The organism is Bifidobacterium sp., assembly GCF_051876855.1.
Lineage (GTDB): Bacteria > Actinomycetota > Actinomycetes > Actinomycetales > Bifidobacteriaceae > Bifidobacterium.
Genome location: NZ_JBJEIH010000103.1, coordinates 8,911 through 25,122 on the forward strand (window position 1 = coordinate 8,911; position 16,212 = coordinate 25,122).

Consider the following 16,212-nt stretch of genomic DNA (forward strand, 5'->3'; position numbering starts at 1 on the left):
CGCAGCAATCCGGCGGGGATGTCTACTATCAGAACTGCTCGGCCGTCCGCGCGGCGGGCAAGGCTCCGCTGTATCAGGGGCAACCTGGGTATTCGAGGAAGCTCGACCGTGACGGCGACGGCGTAGCCTGCGAGTGATTGCAGTTCGGTATCGACCGCGCGTTCGGTTCCGGGATGCCACCCGAACCGAACGCCCGAATCAACCGCCCGAATCGTCTCACCATCGCCGCACATCGCCGCAACCGATTGCGCCAATCCATATACTGGGAGCAAATACGGGTGCCGAAAGGCAATATGACGGGAGTTTGCAAGCATGGCCAACCAGCAATTCGAGCCGTTCTACGACGTCAACCTCACCTATGACGACAATTACCGGCGCGGGCCGTTCGGCCAGTTCGCGCAGGCGTTGACGGACGGCGGCGCGGCAGCTTCCAACGCAACCCCCGCAACCGTGCTCGGTTTCCCGGTGAATCTGCCGTTCGGCATTCCCGCCGGCCCGCTGCTCAACTCACGGTTCACGACCGCCGCCTTCCGTATGGGATTCGATTTGGCCGTGTACAAAACCGTGCGGTCGCGCGCCTGGGGTTGCAACCCCTTCCCCAACGTGCTCGCCGTGCACCCCAAGGCGGCGGACGGGTCGCTCACCCCCGGCAGCCCCGAACTCGATGAGGGCGTGCTCGCGGACACCCGGTATGATTTGCCGATTTCCATCTCGAATTCCTTCGGCGTGCCGTCGCGCGACCCTGACGTATGGCAGCCGGATATGCGTGATGCCATCGCCGCCGCCGGCCCCGGACAACTGTTGGTGCCGAGTTTCCAAGGCTCACGCGTCGCCGGCATGAGCACCGACGAGTACATCGCCGACCACGTGACCTGCGCGCGGCTCGTCTGTGAAACCGGCGCACAGCTGATGGAAATGAACACGAGCTGCCCGAACGAAGGCCATAACCGCCTGTTGTGTCATGACCCGCATCTGGTCGGCCGCATCACCGAAGCGGTCAAGAACGAAATCGGCGACCGCCCGCTCATCGTCAAACTCGCCTATTTCCCCTCGGATATTGAGCTCGAGACCATGGTGCGCGAAACCGTCGGACACGGCACAGCGCAAGGTTTCTCCACCATCAACACGATTTCCGCGAAACTCGTGGACGCTTCCGGCAATCAGGCGCTTCCCGGCGAGGGGCGCGATCGCAGCGGCGTGTGCGGGAACGCGATTCGCGGGGCAGGACTGGACATGGTCCGCCGTCTGTCGGCTATCCGCGAGCGTCTCGGGCTTGATTTCACGATTATCGGCGTCGGCGGGGTCATCGAACCGGAGCATTACCTCGCGTACCGTGAGGCGGGGGCGGACGCGGTGATGAGCGCGACCGGCGCCATGTGGGACGCGACACTCGCCCGGCGTATCAAGGCCGCCATCGGCGCATGAATCAACCCACGTAGGCCCCGCGACTCCGCTTACCCCACGGTTAATCCCGTGGCTAACCCCACGGAACCGCGGATATCAGCATCCGGGACGACGCTGGTCCCAGAAGGTCTGCACGTCGCGCTTGTCGGCGATGGTGAATTCGATGATCTGCCTGAGCACCTCCCACGCGTCACTGCGGCCATACGGAATCTGGAAGGTTTTCTTGCCGCACTTGAGATGCTGCTGCTCAATCAGCGGCATGGCATGCTCGAATGCGCGCGGTTCGGAGCCGACGGTCACATGGTTGGTCAACGCGGTGAACCCGATGATGAATGTGCCGTGATCGGTGAACATCGGCTGGTTCCATTTGACTTCGCAGACCAGCTGCGGCCATGTGGCATGCACCCAGTCAAGCAGTTCCTTGAATTCGGTGCGATGCCGCTCATCGGCAATCGAGCCGAGATATTCCTCGACGTTCGCGTATTTCGCCATGTGTTGCTCCATTCCGGTCGGGGTGCGCTCCGGTTTTGTCCGGATGCGGCTGCGCTGTTCCCGTAAGCGTACCGTATCCGGCGCGGTGAATCGCCAAATCGTCAACAGCGAACGGGCATTGGTTTCCGCCGCGGTGGTTCCTGAAGCCCGGCAGGAGCGGCATCCCGGAGATGACCGTATCCGCCGGATTCCCGCAACCGGCCGTCTGCAATGCGCCAGAAATCACGCATCCTGCCACCCGCATATACAACGCAAAAGGCCGCGGAACCCACACGGATTCCGCGGCCTTTCCAAGCCAGCGACTACTCCCGGCTGCCAATCGGCCCTGCCCACGGCTTGGTCTCCTCGGGCTCACGCGCGGACTGGATCGGTACGTCCGGCCAGTGCTTGGCCGGCAGCGTCTTCGGCTTGAACGGGAACTTCTCGGCGCGCATCTTCTCGTAGGCAGCGATGTCATCCTCGTGCTGGAGCGTCAGATCGATGTCGTCATAGCCGTTCATCAGGCGCCAGCGCACGTAGTCGCCCACCTCGAACGGCAGGGTCACGTCGCCGCAAGTCACGGTGCGCGCACCCAGATCGACGGTCATATCGCGGCCGGGTTCCTCTTCAAGCAGCTTCCACAGCAGCTCGATGCTTTCCTGCGGCATGATTGCGGCCAGCACGCCGTTCTTCGCGGTGTTGCCGTAGAAAATGTCGGCGAAGCGGGAGGAGATGACCACGCGGAAACCGTAGTCGCGCAGCGCCCACACCGCGTGTTCACGCGACGAGCCGATGCCGAAATCCGGGCCGGCGACCAAAATCTTGCCCTGCTTGTATTCGGGGCGGTTGAGCACGAAATCGGGGTCGCGGCGCCATGCGTAGAACAGCGCGTCCTCGAAGCCGGTTTTCTTGACCCGCTTAAGGAACACGGCGGGGATGATCTGGTCGGTATCCACATTCGAGCGGCGGAGCGGAACGCCGGTTCCGGTCACCACGGTCAGCTTTTCCATAACGATTCCTTTCATCGGCCGGCGACTGTCTGCCGGCCTTCACCGGTCGCGGGCGAGTTGTCGGCGGCCGGATTGCACGTTTGATGCGTTTATGTTGTTCAGCCTGTTCGGCGTGGGATTGGCGGGTTACAGGTCCTCGGGGCTGGAAATCGTGCCGCGGATCGCCGTTGCGGCGGCGACGGCGGGCGACGCCAGATGCGTGCGCGAGCCCTTGCCCTGGCGTCCCTCGAAGTTGCGGTTCGAGGTGGAAATCGAGCGCTCACCCGGCACCAGCTTGTCCGGGTTCATGCCCAGGCACATCGAGCAGCCGGCGTTGCGCCATTCCGCGCCGAAATCCTTGAAAATCTTGTCAAGCCCCTCACGCTCGGCCTCAAGCCGCACACGGGAGGATGCGGGCACCACGAGCACGCGGTGGATGGAATCGGCCTTGTGATGGCCCTTCATAATCTTCGCGGCGGTACGCAGGTCGTCAATGCGGCCGTTGGTGCATGAGCCGATGAACACCGTGTCCACCGGGATGCTCTTCATCGGCTGGCCGGGCTTCAAGCCCATGTAGTCGATGGCGGACTGGGCGGCTGCGCGCTGCTCGGCGTCGGCGATATCCTCCGGCACCGGGACATTGCCGGTAATCGGCACGCCCTGGCCGGGGTTGGTGCCCCAGGTGACGAACGGCGCCAAATCGGCGGCGTTAATCGTCACTTCCTTGTCGAATACGGCGTCATCATCGGTCTTGAGCGTCTTCCAGTAGGCAACCGCCTTGTCCCACATCTCGCCTTCAGGCGCGTGCGGACGGCCCTTCAGATACTCGAAAGTCGTCTCATCAGGGGCAATCATGCCGGCGCGGGCGCCCGCTTCAATGGACATGTTGCAGATGGTCATGCGCTCGTCCATGCTCAGCTTGCGGATTGCCTCGCCGCGGTATTCGATGACGTGGCCCTGGCCGCCGCCGGTACCGATTTTCGCGATGATGGCGAGGATGATGTCCTTGGCGCTCACGCCCTTGGGCAGCTCGCCCTCGATGTTCACGGCCATGGTCTTGAACGGCTTGAGCGACAGGGTCTGCGTAGCCATCACGTGTTCGACTTCTGAAGTGCCGATGCCGAACGCGAGGGCGCCGAACGCACCGTGCGTGGAGGTGTGGGAGTCGCCGCACACGATGGTCATGCCCGGCTGGGTGAGACCCAGAATCGGGGCGAAGGCGTGCACAATGCCCTGGTCGGCGTCACCGAGCGGGTGCAGTCTCACGCCGAATTCCTTGCAGTTCTTCTCCAGCGTGCTCAGCTGCAGCGCGGAGGTCTTGTCAGGGTTCGGACGGTCGATGTCGACGGTGGGCGTGTTGTGGTCTTCCGTCGCGATCAGCAAATCGGTGTGACGCGGCTTGCGGCCCGCGAGACGAAGCCCTTCGAACGCCTGCGGGCTGGTGACCTCATGCATCAGCATCAGGTCGATGTAGATCAGATCCGGCGCGCCGTTTTCGCCTTGCCTTACGAGATGGTCAGCCCATACCTTCTCGGCCAATGTGGTTCCCATGCTGTCTCCTTTGGCGGAATTTCAACGTTTTCGCCCTAAAATTACTTCAGCCATGCGTTTCCACATGGCCCTCTGTACTCCACTATGTCGGTTTTTGACGGGTGTCTGCTTTTGCGTTTCGATATGTGAGATGGCATAATCCGGAATATGACTTCTTCCACATTGCGCGTCCCCGTAGGACCGGAACGCTTTGACACCAAGGATTTCATGGGTCCTAACCTCGATCAAAATCAGCCGCCGCAGGCGGATGGTGACATCCATTCCGGCGTCGGGGTACTTGACAAAACGGTCAAAATATTGGATGCGCTCGAATCAGGGCCGGCCACCCTCGGCCAACTGGTCAACGAAACGGGTCTTGCCCGACCAACCGCGCATCGTCTGGCCATCGCTTTGGAACGCCATCGTTTCGTGATTCGCGACCAGCATGGACGCTTCGTTCTTGGATCACGTTTCGCCGAACTTGCCGCTGCGGCCGGCGAAGACCGCCTGCTTACCGCATCCGGCCCGATTTTGCAGACTCTGCTTGACCGCACCGGCGAATCCGCGCAAATCTACCGTCGCCAGGGCGACCAGCGCGTGTGCATCGCCGCCGTGGAGCGCGCCAGCGGCCTGCGTGATTCCATCCCCGTCGGGGCGCTGCTGAGCATGGAAGCCGGATCCGCCGCACAGATTCTGCTCGCCTGGGAAGATTCGGAGCGTCTGCATCAGGGCTTGCGCCACGCGAAATTCACCGCTGCCAAGCTTGCCACCGTACGCAAGCGCGGATGGGCGGAATCAGTAAACGAACGCGAAGACGGCGTATGCTCCATCTCCGCGCCGATCCGCAACCCCTCCGGCCAGGTCATCGCCGCGATCTCCATCTCCGGGCCGACCGGCCGCATGGGCACAACCCCTGGCCGCCGGTACGCGCCGCTCGTGATGGCCGCCGGCAAATACCTCACCGAAGCCCTGCTGCGCGCCAGCGGCGAGCGCTGAGGGAGAAGGCTGAGAGCGAGCGCTGAGGGCAACAACTGCCGTCTGGTCGGATGGTCTCCAGCAATCCGAACCGTCCGCCGATAACTCGGCATCACCGATAACCTTCTACCGACGCCGAGACGCTCGTCAGCGTCGGTAGAAGGTTTTTCAGACTACAGAAAAGAGAAGCCCCGACGTTTCCGCCGGGGCCAAGGAGAGAGAAGAGAAGAAGAAGGGTTCAATTATAATTATGGGGCTTCGGACGAAACCTCGCCGGTTCGCTTCGCTCCGAAGGGGTTCCGTTTGCCGGTAGCTCTTATATAACCAGCCGATGCTTGGGGCAACGATGGGCGTCACTGAGTGCGGGCTACCAATTGCATGGCAGATCATTCAGCTTCATATCCGGTTCCATACAGCCGCACGCACGACGGTGCGATTGACGGCTCGCATTGGGGAGAGTCAGCGCGACGCGCACAACCGCGCACAGACGCACGTTGGCCGGTGCGCCGGTGCGCCGACTTGTGGAAGGCCGATAGCGCGCGGTATTGCGGCCGAATCACCGCCACCGGACATTGGCCTCCGCCCGCCCGGCATCATCCGGATTTCTTCACGGGACAGGCCACTCGGCATGCAATCCGCGCCGACGTGCACTAGTGTGGATATCATGAGCGACAAGCAACGTCCCGACAGCCGTCCCAGTCATGGAACACGCAATGCCATACGCCGGCCGACATCGGTGTCCGCGCGTCTGGGACGCCTGCAATTCCATGAATCCGGCAAATTCCGGGTGTTACAGCTTTCCGACATCCAGGACGGTCCGAAGGTCTCTGGCGATACGATACGCCTAATCGCCGCTGCCGCAGATGCCGCGCGGCCGGATGTTGTCATCTTCACCGGCAATCAGATCGCCGGGTATGACAGCGCTTACGCCGATACGTTCCGCAAGCGCAGCTGGCGCACCCCGCTGGAACGCATCCGGCAGAACGAGGCGAGCCGCGAACAGCTTGACCATACGCGCGACTTGGTACGACAGAGCATCGGGCAGTTCCTCCAGCCGCTGATCGACCGCGGCATTCCGTGGGTCGCCACATACGGCAACCATGACAGCCAATGCGGGCTAAGCCGCGAGGAAATGGATGCCATCTACCGTGAGTTTCCCGGGTGTCTCAACGCTGAATCAACCGCATCGCGGCCTGATCTGCCTCGCACCCGCTCAAGTTCCGGGCTCCCCGACCAGCGCATCTACCCGTGTGAGGCGGGGACGCTCGCGCTGCCGGTGATGGATGTGGATCGCAAGCGCACCGTGCTGGGGCTGACAGTAGTGGATTCCGGGGACTATGCCCGTTCCGGCGGGTACGGTTCGCCATCGGACGCGGCGTTGAAATTCCTTGGTCTCATGCCCGATGTCCTGCACACTCGCATGATGGTGTTCCAGCATTTCCCCATCCCGCAGTATTACCGGCTGCTCAAATCAGTGCCGCCGAACGCGGCGCATGCCGTGGAAGGGTATCGCGTGTTCTCTGGACATAGCTATGTTCTGGACGAAGACAAGACCTTGCCTGGCAGTTATCTTGGCGAAGGCGTGAGCTGTCCTGATGCCGACAGCGGGGAATACGCGATTCTTGCGAACGGCGACCGGTATTTCGCGATTTGTGCAGGGCATGATCACCGCAATGGTTTCGCAGGTGAAGTCGATGGCATGCTGATGGTCGCTTCCCCGACCTGCGGATTCGGGTCGTATGGACCGGCGCCTGCACGCGTGGCGGCAAGGTTGTTCGAATTCGATATCCGGCACCCATACCACCCGCGCACGCAATTACTGGAATTCGGCGACCTGGTCGGCAAGCCCAACTCGCATAAGACGTACACATTCGCCATTTCAAGCGAAACAGACCAGATTGGCGAGTCTATGGACCTGCTACGCAAACCCGGATTGCTCGGCCGCCTGCGCCGCACCCTACGCAAGAAATAAGCCACGCCTCCCAAACTGTCTACGCCAACACCGCCCCCATCGTCGGCAGAAAGTCGTGGCCCTGCTTCTACCGACGCTCACGATGCAGTCAGCGTCGGTAGAAGGTTGTGATGATTGTGCTCGCGGTTTGTTATCTGGACACGCATGTTGACGATTAATCCGAACGGATACGAAAAAAGCCACTGCGTTTGCAGTGGCTTTCCGTTGGCTGGGGTACCTGGACTCGAACCAAGAATGGATGAACCAGAATCACCTGTGTTGCCAATTACACCATACCCCAATTGGCAGGCGCCGCAGCTCTTGGAACTGCTTCGTCGGTCGTACCCCCGACCGGATTTGAACCGGTGTTGGCGCCGTGAGAGGGCGTAGTCCTAGACCGCTAGACGACGGGGGCGTTTAGTTATCTGTTTACGTCTCTCGACGCAACAGTTGAATAATATACAGCGGATACTTGCACCACGCAAATCGCCCAACCGCATCGGCGTGTCGCAATGCAAAAGCGGTCTGGAACATCACGCTCCAGACCGCTCAATCGCTACTGTCATAAGGACTTAGGCGTCAGGCACAGCCATCGGCACCGTCTGCACAACACCCAAGCCCTCGCACCCAGGCCCGCAACCATCACAGATGCTCGCGCAGCCCCTTGAGACGAGCCACCGTCACCGGCTTGCCGATAATCTCCATCGACTCGAACAGCGGCGGAGACACACGACGGCCGGACACGGCGACGCGCACCGGGCCGAACGCCAGACGCGGCTTGTAACCGGCCTCCTCAATCAGCGCCTTGTTCAGGGTCTCATGCAGCGGTTCGGCCTTCCAATCGGCCTCGTCCACGGCCTCGAGCGCGGCAATGGCCTTGTCAAGCACGTCGCCGGCGGAATCCTTGAGCGTCTTGCGCACATCCGCGGCGGGCTCAATGTAGGGCTCCTCGCTCAGCAGGCTGCCGACCATGCCGGACACCTCACCAAGCAGGCGTACACGCGGCTGCACCAGCGGGGCGGAAGCAGTGAGAATCGCACGCTCACGGTCGGTCAGGGCATCCCAGCTGTCGGCGGACACCACGCCGTCGCGGTGCAGATACGGTACGGAACGGTTGAGGAAGTCCTGCGGCTCGAGCATGCGGATATGCTCCGCGTTGATCGAGATTGCCTTGTCCAAGTCGAAGTGGGCGGGGTTCGCCTTGACGTCTCGCACATCGAACTTCTCGATCATCTCGTCCATCGAGAACACGTCACGGTCGGGCGCGATTGACCAGCCGAGCAGGGCGAGGTAGTTGAGCAGGCCCTCAGGAATGAAGCCGTTCTCGCGGTGCAGGAACAGGTTGGATTCCGGGTCGCGCTTCGACAGCTTCTTCTTGCCTTCGCCCATGACGTACGGCATGTGGCCGAACAGCGGGACTTCCTTGGCGATGCCGAGCTTGATGAGATAGCGGTAAAGCACAATCTGGCGCGGGGTGGAGCTCAGCAGGTCCTCGCCACGCAGCACGACGTTGATGCGCATCATCGCATCGTCCACCGGGTTGGTGAGCGTGTACAGCGGGTCGCCGTTCGGGCGGACGATCACGTAATCCGGCACGGAACCGGCCTTGAACTCGATGCGGCCGCGGATCAGGTCGTCGAAAGCGATGTCCTCGTCGGGCATGCGAATGCGCAGCGCCGGCTTGCGGCCCTCGGCGCGGAAGGCGGCTTTCTGCTCTTCGGTCAGGTTTCGGTCATAGCCATCGTAGCCGAAGGCCTTCGGGCGTCCGGCGGCGACATTGCGAGCCTCGATCTCCTCGGGGGTCGAATAGGACTCGTAGGCGTACCCCGCCTCAAGCAGCTTGGCGGCGACGTCCTTGTAAATCTGGGTACGCTCGGACTGACGGTACGGGCCGTCCGGGCCACCGACTTCGATGCCCTCGTCCCAGTCGATATGCAGCCACTTGAGCGCATCGAGAATCTGGTTGTAGCTTTCCTCGCTATCGCGCTGTGCGTCGGTGTCTTCGATACGGAACACGAAGGTGCCGTGCGTATGGCGTGCCTCTGCCCAGTTGAACAGGGCGGTACGGACCATGCCCACATGCGGTGTGCCGGTCGGCGACGGGCAGAAGCGCACGCGCACGTCCTTCGGCAACTCAGGCTTGGTATCCTTGCTTTCTTTGTTGTCAGCTTCGGTCATACGCTCTATTGTGCCGCGCGTGAGGGACGTACGACGAACGAACGCGTGAACGGACTTTTTATGAAAAAGTCACAAATTCGTCATGAAGTTACATCGAATTCAGGTTTTCTCCTTTATACTTGTGCTATGGCTTGAGAGAAGGAACACCTATGAGCAATCCAAGCAATAATCCCAATGGCGGCAACCCAATGATGGGAGGCCCGGCATGGTCGCCGGCCGCGTTCAATCAGATGCATGGACCTGTCTACCAAGGCTCGGAACTTGAGCTGCCCTGCTACGGCTGCTCGTTCCCGAAGGCGATTGCACGCATGTACCGCAAGTATTTCGTGTTTTCCGGCCGCGCGTCGCGAAGCGAATTCTGGTGGGCGTACCTGTACATATCCATCTTGTGCGCGGTGCTCTACTACCTGGTGGATACCGCGACAAAGCATCACCAAGATACGCTGGCATTGGTGCTTTGTTTGCTGATGTTCGCGTTGGTTTTCCCTATCATCACGTTGACGTTCAGGCGTTTGCATGACACGAACCGCTCCGGCTGGTGGATTTTTGCACCATCTGTTCCGTCGATCCTATGCATCGTGATTGGTTTGGTCGTGATGGGCGTTGGATCCAGACAATTCAATGCCCCGGCGTTCGCGGTGACAGGCGGGCTCGTAATAATGGTGCTTGGTTACATCCTCGACATGGTGGTGTGGATATGGCTTCTTGTAGGTTCCTCTAAGCCGGAAGGCGCGCGTTTCGACAAGAACAGCATGGTCTGGGTTCCCGGTAGCAGCCAGGTGACGCCGACGAATCTCGGTATGCAATCCGGAATGACGTACCAGCCGATGGCCCCGATTCCCGCTCCGACAGTCCCTACGGCCCCAATGGTTCCAACGGCTCCGACCTCTGGGGCCGCTCAGGCAAGCGGCGGGAATACGATGCCCGCGGCCGCACCGAATATGCAAGGCACGGCGAATCCCGTCGCCGGCGTAGGGGTCATCGCGAGCGGCCAGCAGTTCGGCGCACAGCCATCCGGCAGTACACCGCAGTCTGGCGATACCCCACAGTTCGGCAACATGCCGCAGATACAGATGCCTGATTTCGGGGCGCCGGCGCAACAATTGCAGGCCATGCAAACGGCACAAGCCGAATGGACCGGCGCACCAATGCCAACGCCGAGCACCGAATCGGACGGCACATTCAACACTCCGACGACACCGGCGTATTTCCCCCAGCAGCCGCAACAGCCGTTGCAGTCGCAGCAGACGATGCAGCAACCGGCGGCCCAAGACGCTTCGGCAACGCCATGGAACGCGCAGATGCCGCAGATACCGCAGATACCGCAAACTCCCGCACAGACAGCGCCGGCCTGGCAACAGACCGACATCGCGCAGACTCCGGCGACGGCCGCCCCCATGGGCTTCTCCCCGATCGGCGGCCAGACGTTCGCACCGACGAACACCGACCAGTCGGCAGGGCCACAGCCGGCAACCACACCGTCAGTTGTCTCACAACCGACCACGGCGCAGCCCGAAGTCTGGCATGCACAGTCAACCGAAACGCCCACGGCATCCGGTTCCGTCCAGCCAACCGTGCCAAAACCCGCACCGGTGCAACCGGCTGACATCCAACCAGCCGCTGTTTCCGACCAACCGGCAGCCGATCAGTCAGCATCAAATCAGCCGGCAACCGCACAGACCACGACGGACGAAGCGAACACCACCAGCGCCGCCCTTGCCACGATGCCGGGAGTCACGTTCACGCCATCCTCCCTCGGCGTGCCCGATATGCCCGCGGTCAAGCCGCAGACCGTGCACGGCATCCAGATGCCGACCGGAACGTACACACCCGACGCCGATTTCAGCTTCATGCCTGACCCGCAAACCCCAGTCATGCCGACCGACCCGGCTCAGGCCCTCCAATCAGTGTCTTTCCCCACCGATGAGGTCCACGTTCCCGCACAGCCGCAGTACCCGTCCACCGGTCAGCCGACCACGACACCGACGGCCCCGGACAACCCCGGCGCGCCAGCGATTCCAACGAATTTCGCGGATTTCGGCGCCAGCACCACCGCCCAATCCCCGACAGCGCCGACAACCCCGTGGAACGTTCCCGGTCAAGACAGCTAACACAACCAAGACAGCGAAAACAGCACAATAGCCAGGCATGACATGCCCTGTCCGCCGCGTGAAGCGAGTACGTGCGCAATGCCAAACGGTATCAAACGGCACGCGCGTTCGCTTCACGCGTCGGCGAATTCAGCCATGCTATTTGGAGAATTTCGCAGACAGTTCGGCCTTATTCCGGCGTTCGTCGGCCTCTTTCGCCTGACGTTTCGCCTCTTTCGGATCCCACAGCACATCGCCGCGATGCTGTTCCCATTCAGCGCCGGCGGCCTGGGCGATAACCGAAACGAACGCATCGGAGACACCTTCACCGTTGGCCTCACGCGCATCCATCAGCTGTGACAACAGTTGCGGCGAATAATACAGCCGTGGCAAGGATACGCTGTCGCACCACTCGTTCAACGCGAGCAGCACCGCACACATCCCTGCCGTACCCGCCTGCGCGGCATCCGATTGACGGAGCATGGCCGCTGCCGCAAGCGTATATACCGCCAAGTCACCGGCGACACGCAGCGCTTCGGACGCAACACCGCTTTCGGCGGCGCCGCTTGCGGTTCCAGCGTCAACAGCACCATCACACTCCACAGCATCATCAGCGGCCAGCTGCGAAGCCTGCCGGACGATATCCGCGATATCACCCGCAACCCCGGCATTCCAAGACGCCCCCAACGCCTGCGCGACACCCGCGAACACCGTAGAATCCGCCTGTCCGCGGTATGCAGCAGCCGCATCACAGGCATCATTCGCCGCCAACAGCGCGTTGACGATATCCTGCGGACGGCCAGGAATCGTGTCCGCGCCCTCATAGACATATTCCGCGTCGGCACGGGTCACGTCGAGTCCCGTCAGCGCGTGCGCAATCACCAGGCTTTCCCGTACCTGCAGATTTTCCGCATATTTCGCGTCGTTGCCCATCATCATCGCATCGGTCAGCGGCCATAGGGATGTCAACGCGGCACCACGCTCCGCCGCATCGCGGATATCCGTCAAACCGGCGATCCGCCGCACCTCATCTTGCACTTGTCCGTCCATCATGGTCATGCTCATGCTCCTTTGCCCACATTCCAACGCGTATATTCGCACTTATTCAACACTACCGCGCTTCTGCAGGCTTTCGCGGCGTGTCAGCGCATTGTCGTCATCGCCGAAGATGCGCGACCGTTCCGTCGTCTCTTGCTTTCGTACGGTATCTTCGCGCCGTGTCTGCGCGCTCAGCGCACGTCCTTCGCAGGATCGGCATAGCTGATGGACAGCATCTTCCCCGTCTCGCTGTCATAGGTGATAGATGTGACCGAAGCGAGCGCGGTATGACGCAGGAACATATTGTGCTCGGGATGCCCGGTTTCCAGAAGATGACGATATGACCAGATCGGCGATTCGTGACTGACTGCGATAATCTGCTTGCCGGCGTATTCGCGGACTTTCTCCTGGGCAAAATCCCCTACCCGCGCGGCGATATGCTGATAGCTTTCACCCCAGCTGGGCTTCCACAGATTGCGAACGAGACGCCAGTTCCCGTTGCGCCACAGCGCCCCCTCGCCATATCCGATGCGCTTGCCGCGGAATTCGTTGCCCGCTTCGATGATTCGGCTGTCGGTTTGCAGTTCGAGCGGTTGTTCCCCGCGTTCAGCGCGGACCTTGTTGAGCGCGTCGAGAATAATGCCCGCGGTTTCGCGAGTCCGGTCAAGCGGCGACGAATATACGGCCACGACGCCGGACAGTTGCGGATCAGCGGCCGCGTAATCGGCGGTCGCCTGGGCCATGCGGCGGCCGAAATCAGACAGATGGAAGCCGGGAAGGCGCTCATACAACAGGTGATCGGGATTCTCGACCTTGCCGTGGCGGATGAAATGGATGGTGGTTGACGGCATGTGGTCCTCCTGCGTATGCGGTGTGATGCGATAGCGAGACGCCGAAATCCGGCGCCTGCTTTTCCAATGTACCGCGTGTCATGCACGGCACCGGGATAAAGTTGCCATGGCTGTCCGAACAGTGACAAGCGGAGCGCCAAAACACCTTATACCGCAACAGGTGTAGCGCTTCAGTGAACAACAGGCGAACAGACATCGACAAGCCGTCGTCCACCGGTCGCCAGCAACTTGCCATACAGGCACGCAGGCACAAGACGCCCGGCCGGCAGACACCCAACGCCTCGCCACAACGCCCCGCCACACGATGGACAGCCCGGAAGACAGCACTTCGACAATCACAAAGAAAACACGACAACAGAAGGCCGCACGATATGACCACATTCACCGCCGGGGTCAAAGACCTCGCCCGACGCCTGTTCGGAGGATACGCCGAGCTGCTGCGCATGCCGCACACCGCACGATTCGCCATCGGCTCGGTAATCGCGTGCATGCCGTTCCCCATGGTCGGCATGACCATCACGATTTCCGTGCAACACTATTACGGCAATTATTCGCTCGCGGGCGCGCTCACGGCGATCCAAGCCATCGCGACCGCGCTGGTCGGGCCGTTGCTGGGCAAGCTCGTGGATATCTATGGCCAGCGGCAGGTGTCAATCCCAACCATCATCGTGTGGATCATTGCCTCGACGTCACTGGTCACCGCGATTACGCATCATGCGCCGCAATGGGTGCTGTACGCGATTGTGCCGTTCATGGCCGCGATCCCGCCGTGGGGCGCGATGAGCCGCGGGCGGTGGGCTCGACTGTTGCGAGGCGACCACGAACGAACAGACCGGGCGTTGTCGCTTTCCGGCGTGCTCGACGAATGCATGTGGGTAATCGGCAATCCGCTCGCATCCACACTTGCGGTGATTTCCGGACTGCTCGCGTTCTCGTTCACCGGCATGTGCGTCATCGTCGGTGCGCTGATGTTCCTGACCGAGCGGACTACGGAACCGCCGTCGCAGACGCAACTCGCCCGCGAGGCGGGACTCACCCGCGCCCAGTATCGCGAGCGCGAAGCGCAGAAAGCCGCAGCGCTGCAAGCAGCACGTTCGGCGCACACCACCGGCGCGGATGCCGCCACCACGACACATCAGCCGGCGGAAGCACAAGCGGCCGCGATCGCCGACGGGCACCGGGCAGCAGACAAACCGGCGCGCTCGCATAGGTCGATCTGGGGGCCGGGACTCATCGCCGTATGCGCAACCTGGTTCGGGCTCGGCGCATTCCAATCGGCCGCGGGCATCTCGATCATCGCGTTCGCGACGGAACAGGACATGAAGCAGTACACGGGATTCGTTTTCGCCTGCTTCTCGCTGAGCTCCCTGACCGGCGCGCTCGTCTACGGCGCGAAAAACTGGATGATCCCGCTGTGGAAACGGTTCTATGTGTGCCTCGCCGTGGTGAATCTCGGCATCGGCTCGTTCCTGTTCGCGAAACACCTGTGGGTCATCATGGTGATTTACCTGGTGATCGGCGTGTGCCAAGCACCGACGTGGATCAACGGCAACCAGCTCATGCTGCATCTCGTGCCGCCCTCGCGATTCACGGAAGGCATGGCATGGATGGGCGCGATGAATTCCATCGGCTCGTCCGTCGGATCGGCGATTGCCGGCGTGTTCATCGACAAGGCGGGCTCACACGGCGGATTCGTCGTCGTCACCGCGTTGGCAATCGGTTCGCTGCTCATCGCTCTGACCGGCATACGGCAAATCAAGTCCAGCACGGAAACACCCACCCTGACCGAAGTCGAGGTGTGAACGAGACAGGCTCGGGGCGTGAGCGCAGCAGCCCTAGGTGTTCTAAGTGCGAGGCCCAACATACAGGGAGCGGGCACGTCCGTTTGACGTACCCGCTCCTCTCGTTATTTCGTAATTCCTTACTTCGGCCAGCCCGCAGGCGTATGTTCAAGCGACCACATGCCCAGGCGATGGGAGAAGCTGCGCTCCCATCGGGCGTCCAACTCCTCCTGCGTCAGCCTGTTATCAGCTTTGCGCAGACGGTTCGCGGCATTCGTATGGGTATCGTCCAGCAGCCATTTGCGGATGACGAAATTCCACACCGCGACCACGACGGTAGCAACCAGCTTTCCGGCATTGGTACGCAGCACATATACGGCGTGCTGGGTGACGATGGCGTCAGCGGCCATGCCAAGCGTGCTCACCGCGATAATCGCGTCGTTGATAAGCAGACCGATCACCGAGGACAGCAGGAAAATCAGCATTTCCATCCAACGGGCCATATCATCGCGGTGCTTGAACACGTATTTCATGCTCGCCAGATAGTTGAAAATCAGCGAGACGATGAACGAAATCGTGCTCGCCGCGACATTCGGCATGTGCAGGAACCGCATCAGCAGGTTCATCACGCCGACATCGATGATGAAAGCGATAACCCCGACGACGCCGAATTTCATGAGCTGTTCGATGAGTTTTTTCACAACCCACCATTAAACACGCGTACGATGACGATTCCGCGCGGAACCGGGAATCCTCACGGTTCCTCACCAATCCGTGCCCGTGGGCTTGCACAATCCGTCAGCGCGAACTTGTGCTTATCTCCACAAACCCGCGGTAATACCCGTATCGCCGCTGAACTCGGCCACGCGGTCCTTTCTGAATCCGCCGCCGCGGTCCCTTCTGAATCCGCCGCCGCGGCCCTCTTCCGCGAACCCGTCCACGCATCGACGCCGC

13 protein-coding genes and 2 tRNA genes are annotated in these 16,212 nt (G+C 61.4%); 6 read left to right on the forward strand and 9 right to left on the reverse strand.

Going from position 1 to position 16,212, the window contains the following annotated elements; genetic code table 11:
* Window positions 1-137, forward strand: a 137-nt coding sequence (locus ACI38B_RS06805; protein ID WP_439730098.1) for an excalibur calcium-binding domain-containing protein, incomplete at its 5' end; no start/stop codon positions are given.
* A 175-nt stretch (window positions 138-312) separates the two neighbouring features.
* Complete coding sequence (locus tag ACI38B_RS06810; RefSeq protein ID WP_439730088.1) at window positions 313-1,425, forward strand: diguanylate cyclase; 1,113 nt, start codon at window positions 313-315, stop codon at window positions 1,423-1,425.
* 75 nt (window positions 1,426-1,500) lie between these two features.
* Here ACI38B_RS06810 and ACI38B_RS06815 read toward each other — a convergent pair whose 3' ends face one another.
* From ACI38B_RS06815 to leuC, 3 genes are all read right to left on the reverse strand, one after another.
* Entirely contained in the window at window positions 1,501-1,896 is a 396-nt protein-coding gene (locus tag ACI38B_RS06815; protein ID WP_439730089.1) for an iron chaperone, read from the reverse strand.
* A gap of 302 nt (window positions 1,897-2,198) precedes the next feature.
* Window positions 2,199-2,885: a 3-isopropylmalate dehydratase small subunit gene (gene leuD, locus ACI38B_RS06820; protein ID WP_033494154.1), complete on the reverse strand. Its 687-nt coding sequence runs from the start codon at window positions 2,883-2,885 to the stop codon at window positions 2,199-2,201.
* Window positions 2,886-3,011: 126 nt separating this feature from the next.
* On the reverse strand, window positions 3,012-4,415 hold the full coding sequence (leuC, locus tag ACI38B_RS06825) for a 3-isopropylmalate dehydratase large subunit (protein ID WP_439730090.1): 1,404 nt from the start codon (window positions 4,413-4,415) through the stop codon (window positions 3,012-3,014).
* 207 nt (window positions 4,416-4,622) lie between these two features.
* Between leuC and ACI38B_RS06830 the strand changes: the two genes are divergently transcribed.
* Together ACI38B_RS06830 and ACI38B_RS06835 are read left to right on the forward strand one after the other, a co-directional pair.
* Window positions 4,623-5,390, forward strand: coding sequence for an IclR family transcriptional regulator (locus tag ACI38B_RS06830; RefSeq protein ID WP_439730099.1), 768 nt, complete (start codon window positions 4,623-4,625; stop codon window positions 5,388-5,390).
* A 643-nt stretch (window positions 5,391-6,033) separates the two neighbouring features.
* On the forward strand, window positions 6,034-7,341 hold the full coding sequence (locus tag ACI38B_RS06835; RefSeq protein ID WP_439730091.1) for a metallophosphoesterase: 1,308 nt from the start codon (window positions 6,034-6,036) through the stop codon (window positions 7,339-7,341).
* Between the two features lie 205 nt (window positions 7,342-7,546).
* On the opposite strand, the gene ACI38B_RS06840 is transcribed toward ACI38B_RS06835, so the two are convergent.
* The 3 genes from ACI38B_RS06840 to gltX form a co-directional block, all read right to left on the reverse strand.
* Window positions 7,547-7,621 (reverse strand) — tRNA-Gln (locus ACI38B_RS06840).
* Between the two features lie 41 nt (window positions 7,622-7,662).
* Window positions 7,663-7,735: transfer RNA gene (locus ACI38B_RS06845), tRNA-Glu, on the reverse strand.
* Between the two features lie 227 nt (window positions 7,736-7,962).
* Window positions 7,963-9,498, reverse strand: coding sequence for a glutamate--tRNA ligase (gene gltX / locus ACI38B_RS06850; protein WP_439730092.1), 1,536 nt, complete (start codon window positions 9,496-9,498; stop codon window positions 7,963-7,965).
* Between the two features lie 149 nt (window positions 9,499-9,647).
* Here gltX and ACI38B_RS06855 point away from each other — a divergent pair, with 149 nt between their 5' ends.
* Window positions 9,648-11,609 (forward strand): DUF805 domain-containing protein, encoded by a 1,962-nt coding sequence (locus tag ACI38B_RS06855; RefSeq protein ID WP_439730093.1) that lies wholly within the window; start codon window positions 9,648-9,650, stop codon window positions 11,607-11,609.
* Window positions 11,610-11,747: 138 nt separating this feature from the next.
* Here ACI38B_RS06855 and ACI38B_RS06860 read toward each other — a convergent pair whose 3' ends face one another.
* Window positions 11,748-12,647, reverse strand: a complete 900-nt coding sequence (locus ACI38B_RS06860; RefSeq protein WP_439730094.1) for a hypothetical protein — start codon at window positions 12,645-12,647, stop codon at window positions 11,748-11,750.
* A gap of 170 nt (window positions 12,648-12,817) precedes the next feature.
* Entirely contained in the window at window positions 12,818-13,477 is a 660-nt protein-coding gene (locus ACI38B_RS06865; RefSeq protein ID WP_439730095.1) for a histidine phosphatase family protein, read from the reverse strand.
* 371 nt (window positions 13,478-13,848) lie between these two features.
* On the opposite strand from ACI38B_RS06865, the gene ACI38B_RS06870 reads away from it, so the two are divergent.
* Window positions 13,849-15,279 carry an MFS transporter gene (locus ACI38B_RS06870; RefSeq protein WP_439730096.1) on the forward strand — a complete coding sequence of 477 codons (1,431 nt, stop codon included), beginning with the start codon at window positions 13,849-13,851 and terminating at the stop codon, window positions 15,277-15,279.
* A gap of 119 nt (window positions 15,280-15,398) precedes the next feature.
* Here the strand turns inward: ACI38B_RS06870 and ACI38B_RS06875 are convergent, their stop codons facing one another.
* A complete protein-coding gene (locus tag ACI38B_RS06875) occupies window positions 15,399-15,959 on the reverse strand; it encodes a GtrA family protein (protein WP_300745369.1) in 561 nt (186 codons plus the stop codon).
* Window positions 15,960-16,212: the final 253 nt, after the last annotated feature.

Excerpts from the sequence above, each read along its gene's own strand:
- ACI38B_RS06810 (WP_439730088.1), top strand. The coding sequence starts at position 313 with ATGGCCAACCAGCAATTCGAGCCGTTCTACGACGTCAACCTCACCTAT.
- ACI38B_RS06815 (WP_439730089.1), bottom strand. The coding sequence starts at position 1,896 with ATGGCGAAATACGCGAACGTCGAGGAATATCTCGGCTCGATTGCCGAT.
- leuD (WP_033494154.1), bottom strand. The coding sequence starts at position 2,885 with ATGGAAAAGCTGACCGTGGTGACCGGAACCGGCGTTCCGCTCCGCCGC.
- leuC (WP_439730090.1), bottom strand. The coding sequence starts at position 4,415 with ATGGGAACCACATTGGCCGAGAAGGTATGGGCTGACCATCTCGTAAGG.
- ACI38B_RS06830 (WP_439730099.1), top strand. The coding sequence starts at position 4,623 with ATGGGTCCTAACCTCGATCAAAATCAGCCGCCGCAGGCGGATGGTGAC.
- ACI38B_RS06835 (WP_439730091.1), top strand. The coding sequence starts at position 6,034 with ATGAGCGACAAGCAACGTCCCGACAGCCGTCCCAGTCATGGAACACGC.
- gltX (WP_439730092.1), bottom strand. The coding sequence starts at position 9,498 with ATGACCGAAGCTGACAACAAAGAAAGCAAGGATACCAAGCCTGAGTTG.
- ACI38B_RS06855 (WP_439730093.1), top strand. The coding sequence starts at position 9,648 with ATGAGCAATCCAAGCAATAATCCCAATGGCGGCAACCCAATGATGGGA.
- ACI38B_RS06860 (WP_439730094.1), bottom strand. The coding sequence starts at position 12,647 with ATGACCATGATGGACGGACAAGTGCAAGATGAGGTGCGGCGGATCGCC.
- ACI38B_RS06865 (WP_439730095.1), bottom strand. The coding sequence starts at position 13,477 with ATGCCGTCAACCACCATCCATTTCATCCGCCACGGCAAGGTCGAGAAT.
- ACI38B_RS06870 (WP_439730096.1), top strand. The coding sequence starts at position 13,849 with ATGACCACATTCACCGCCGGGGTCAAAGACCTCGCCCGACGCCTGTTC.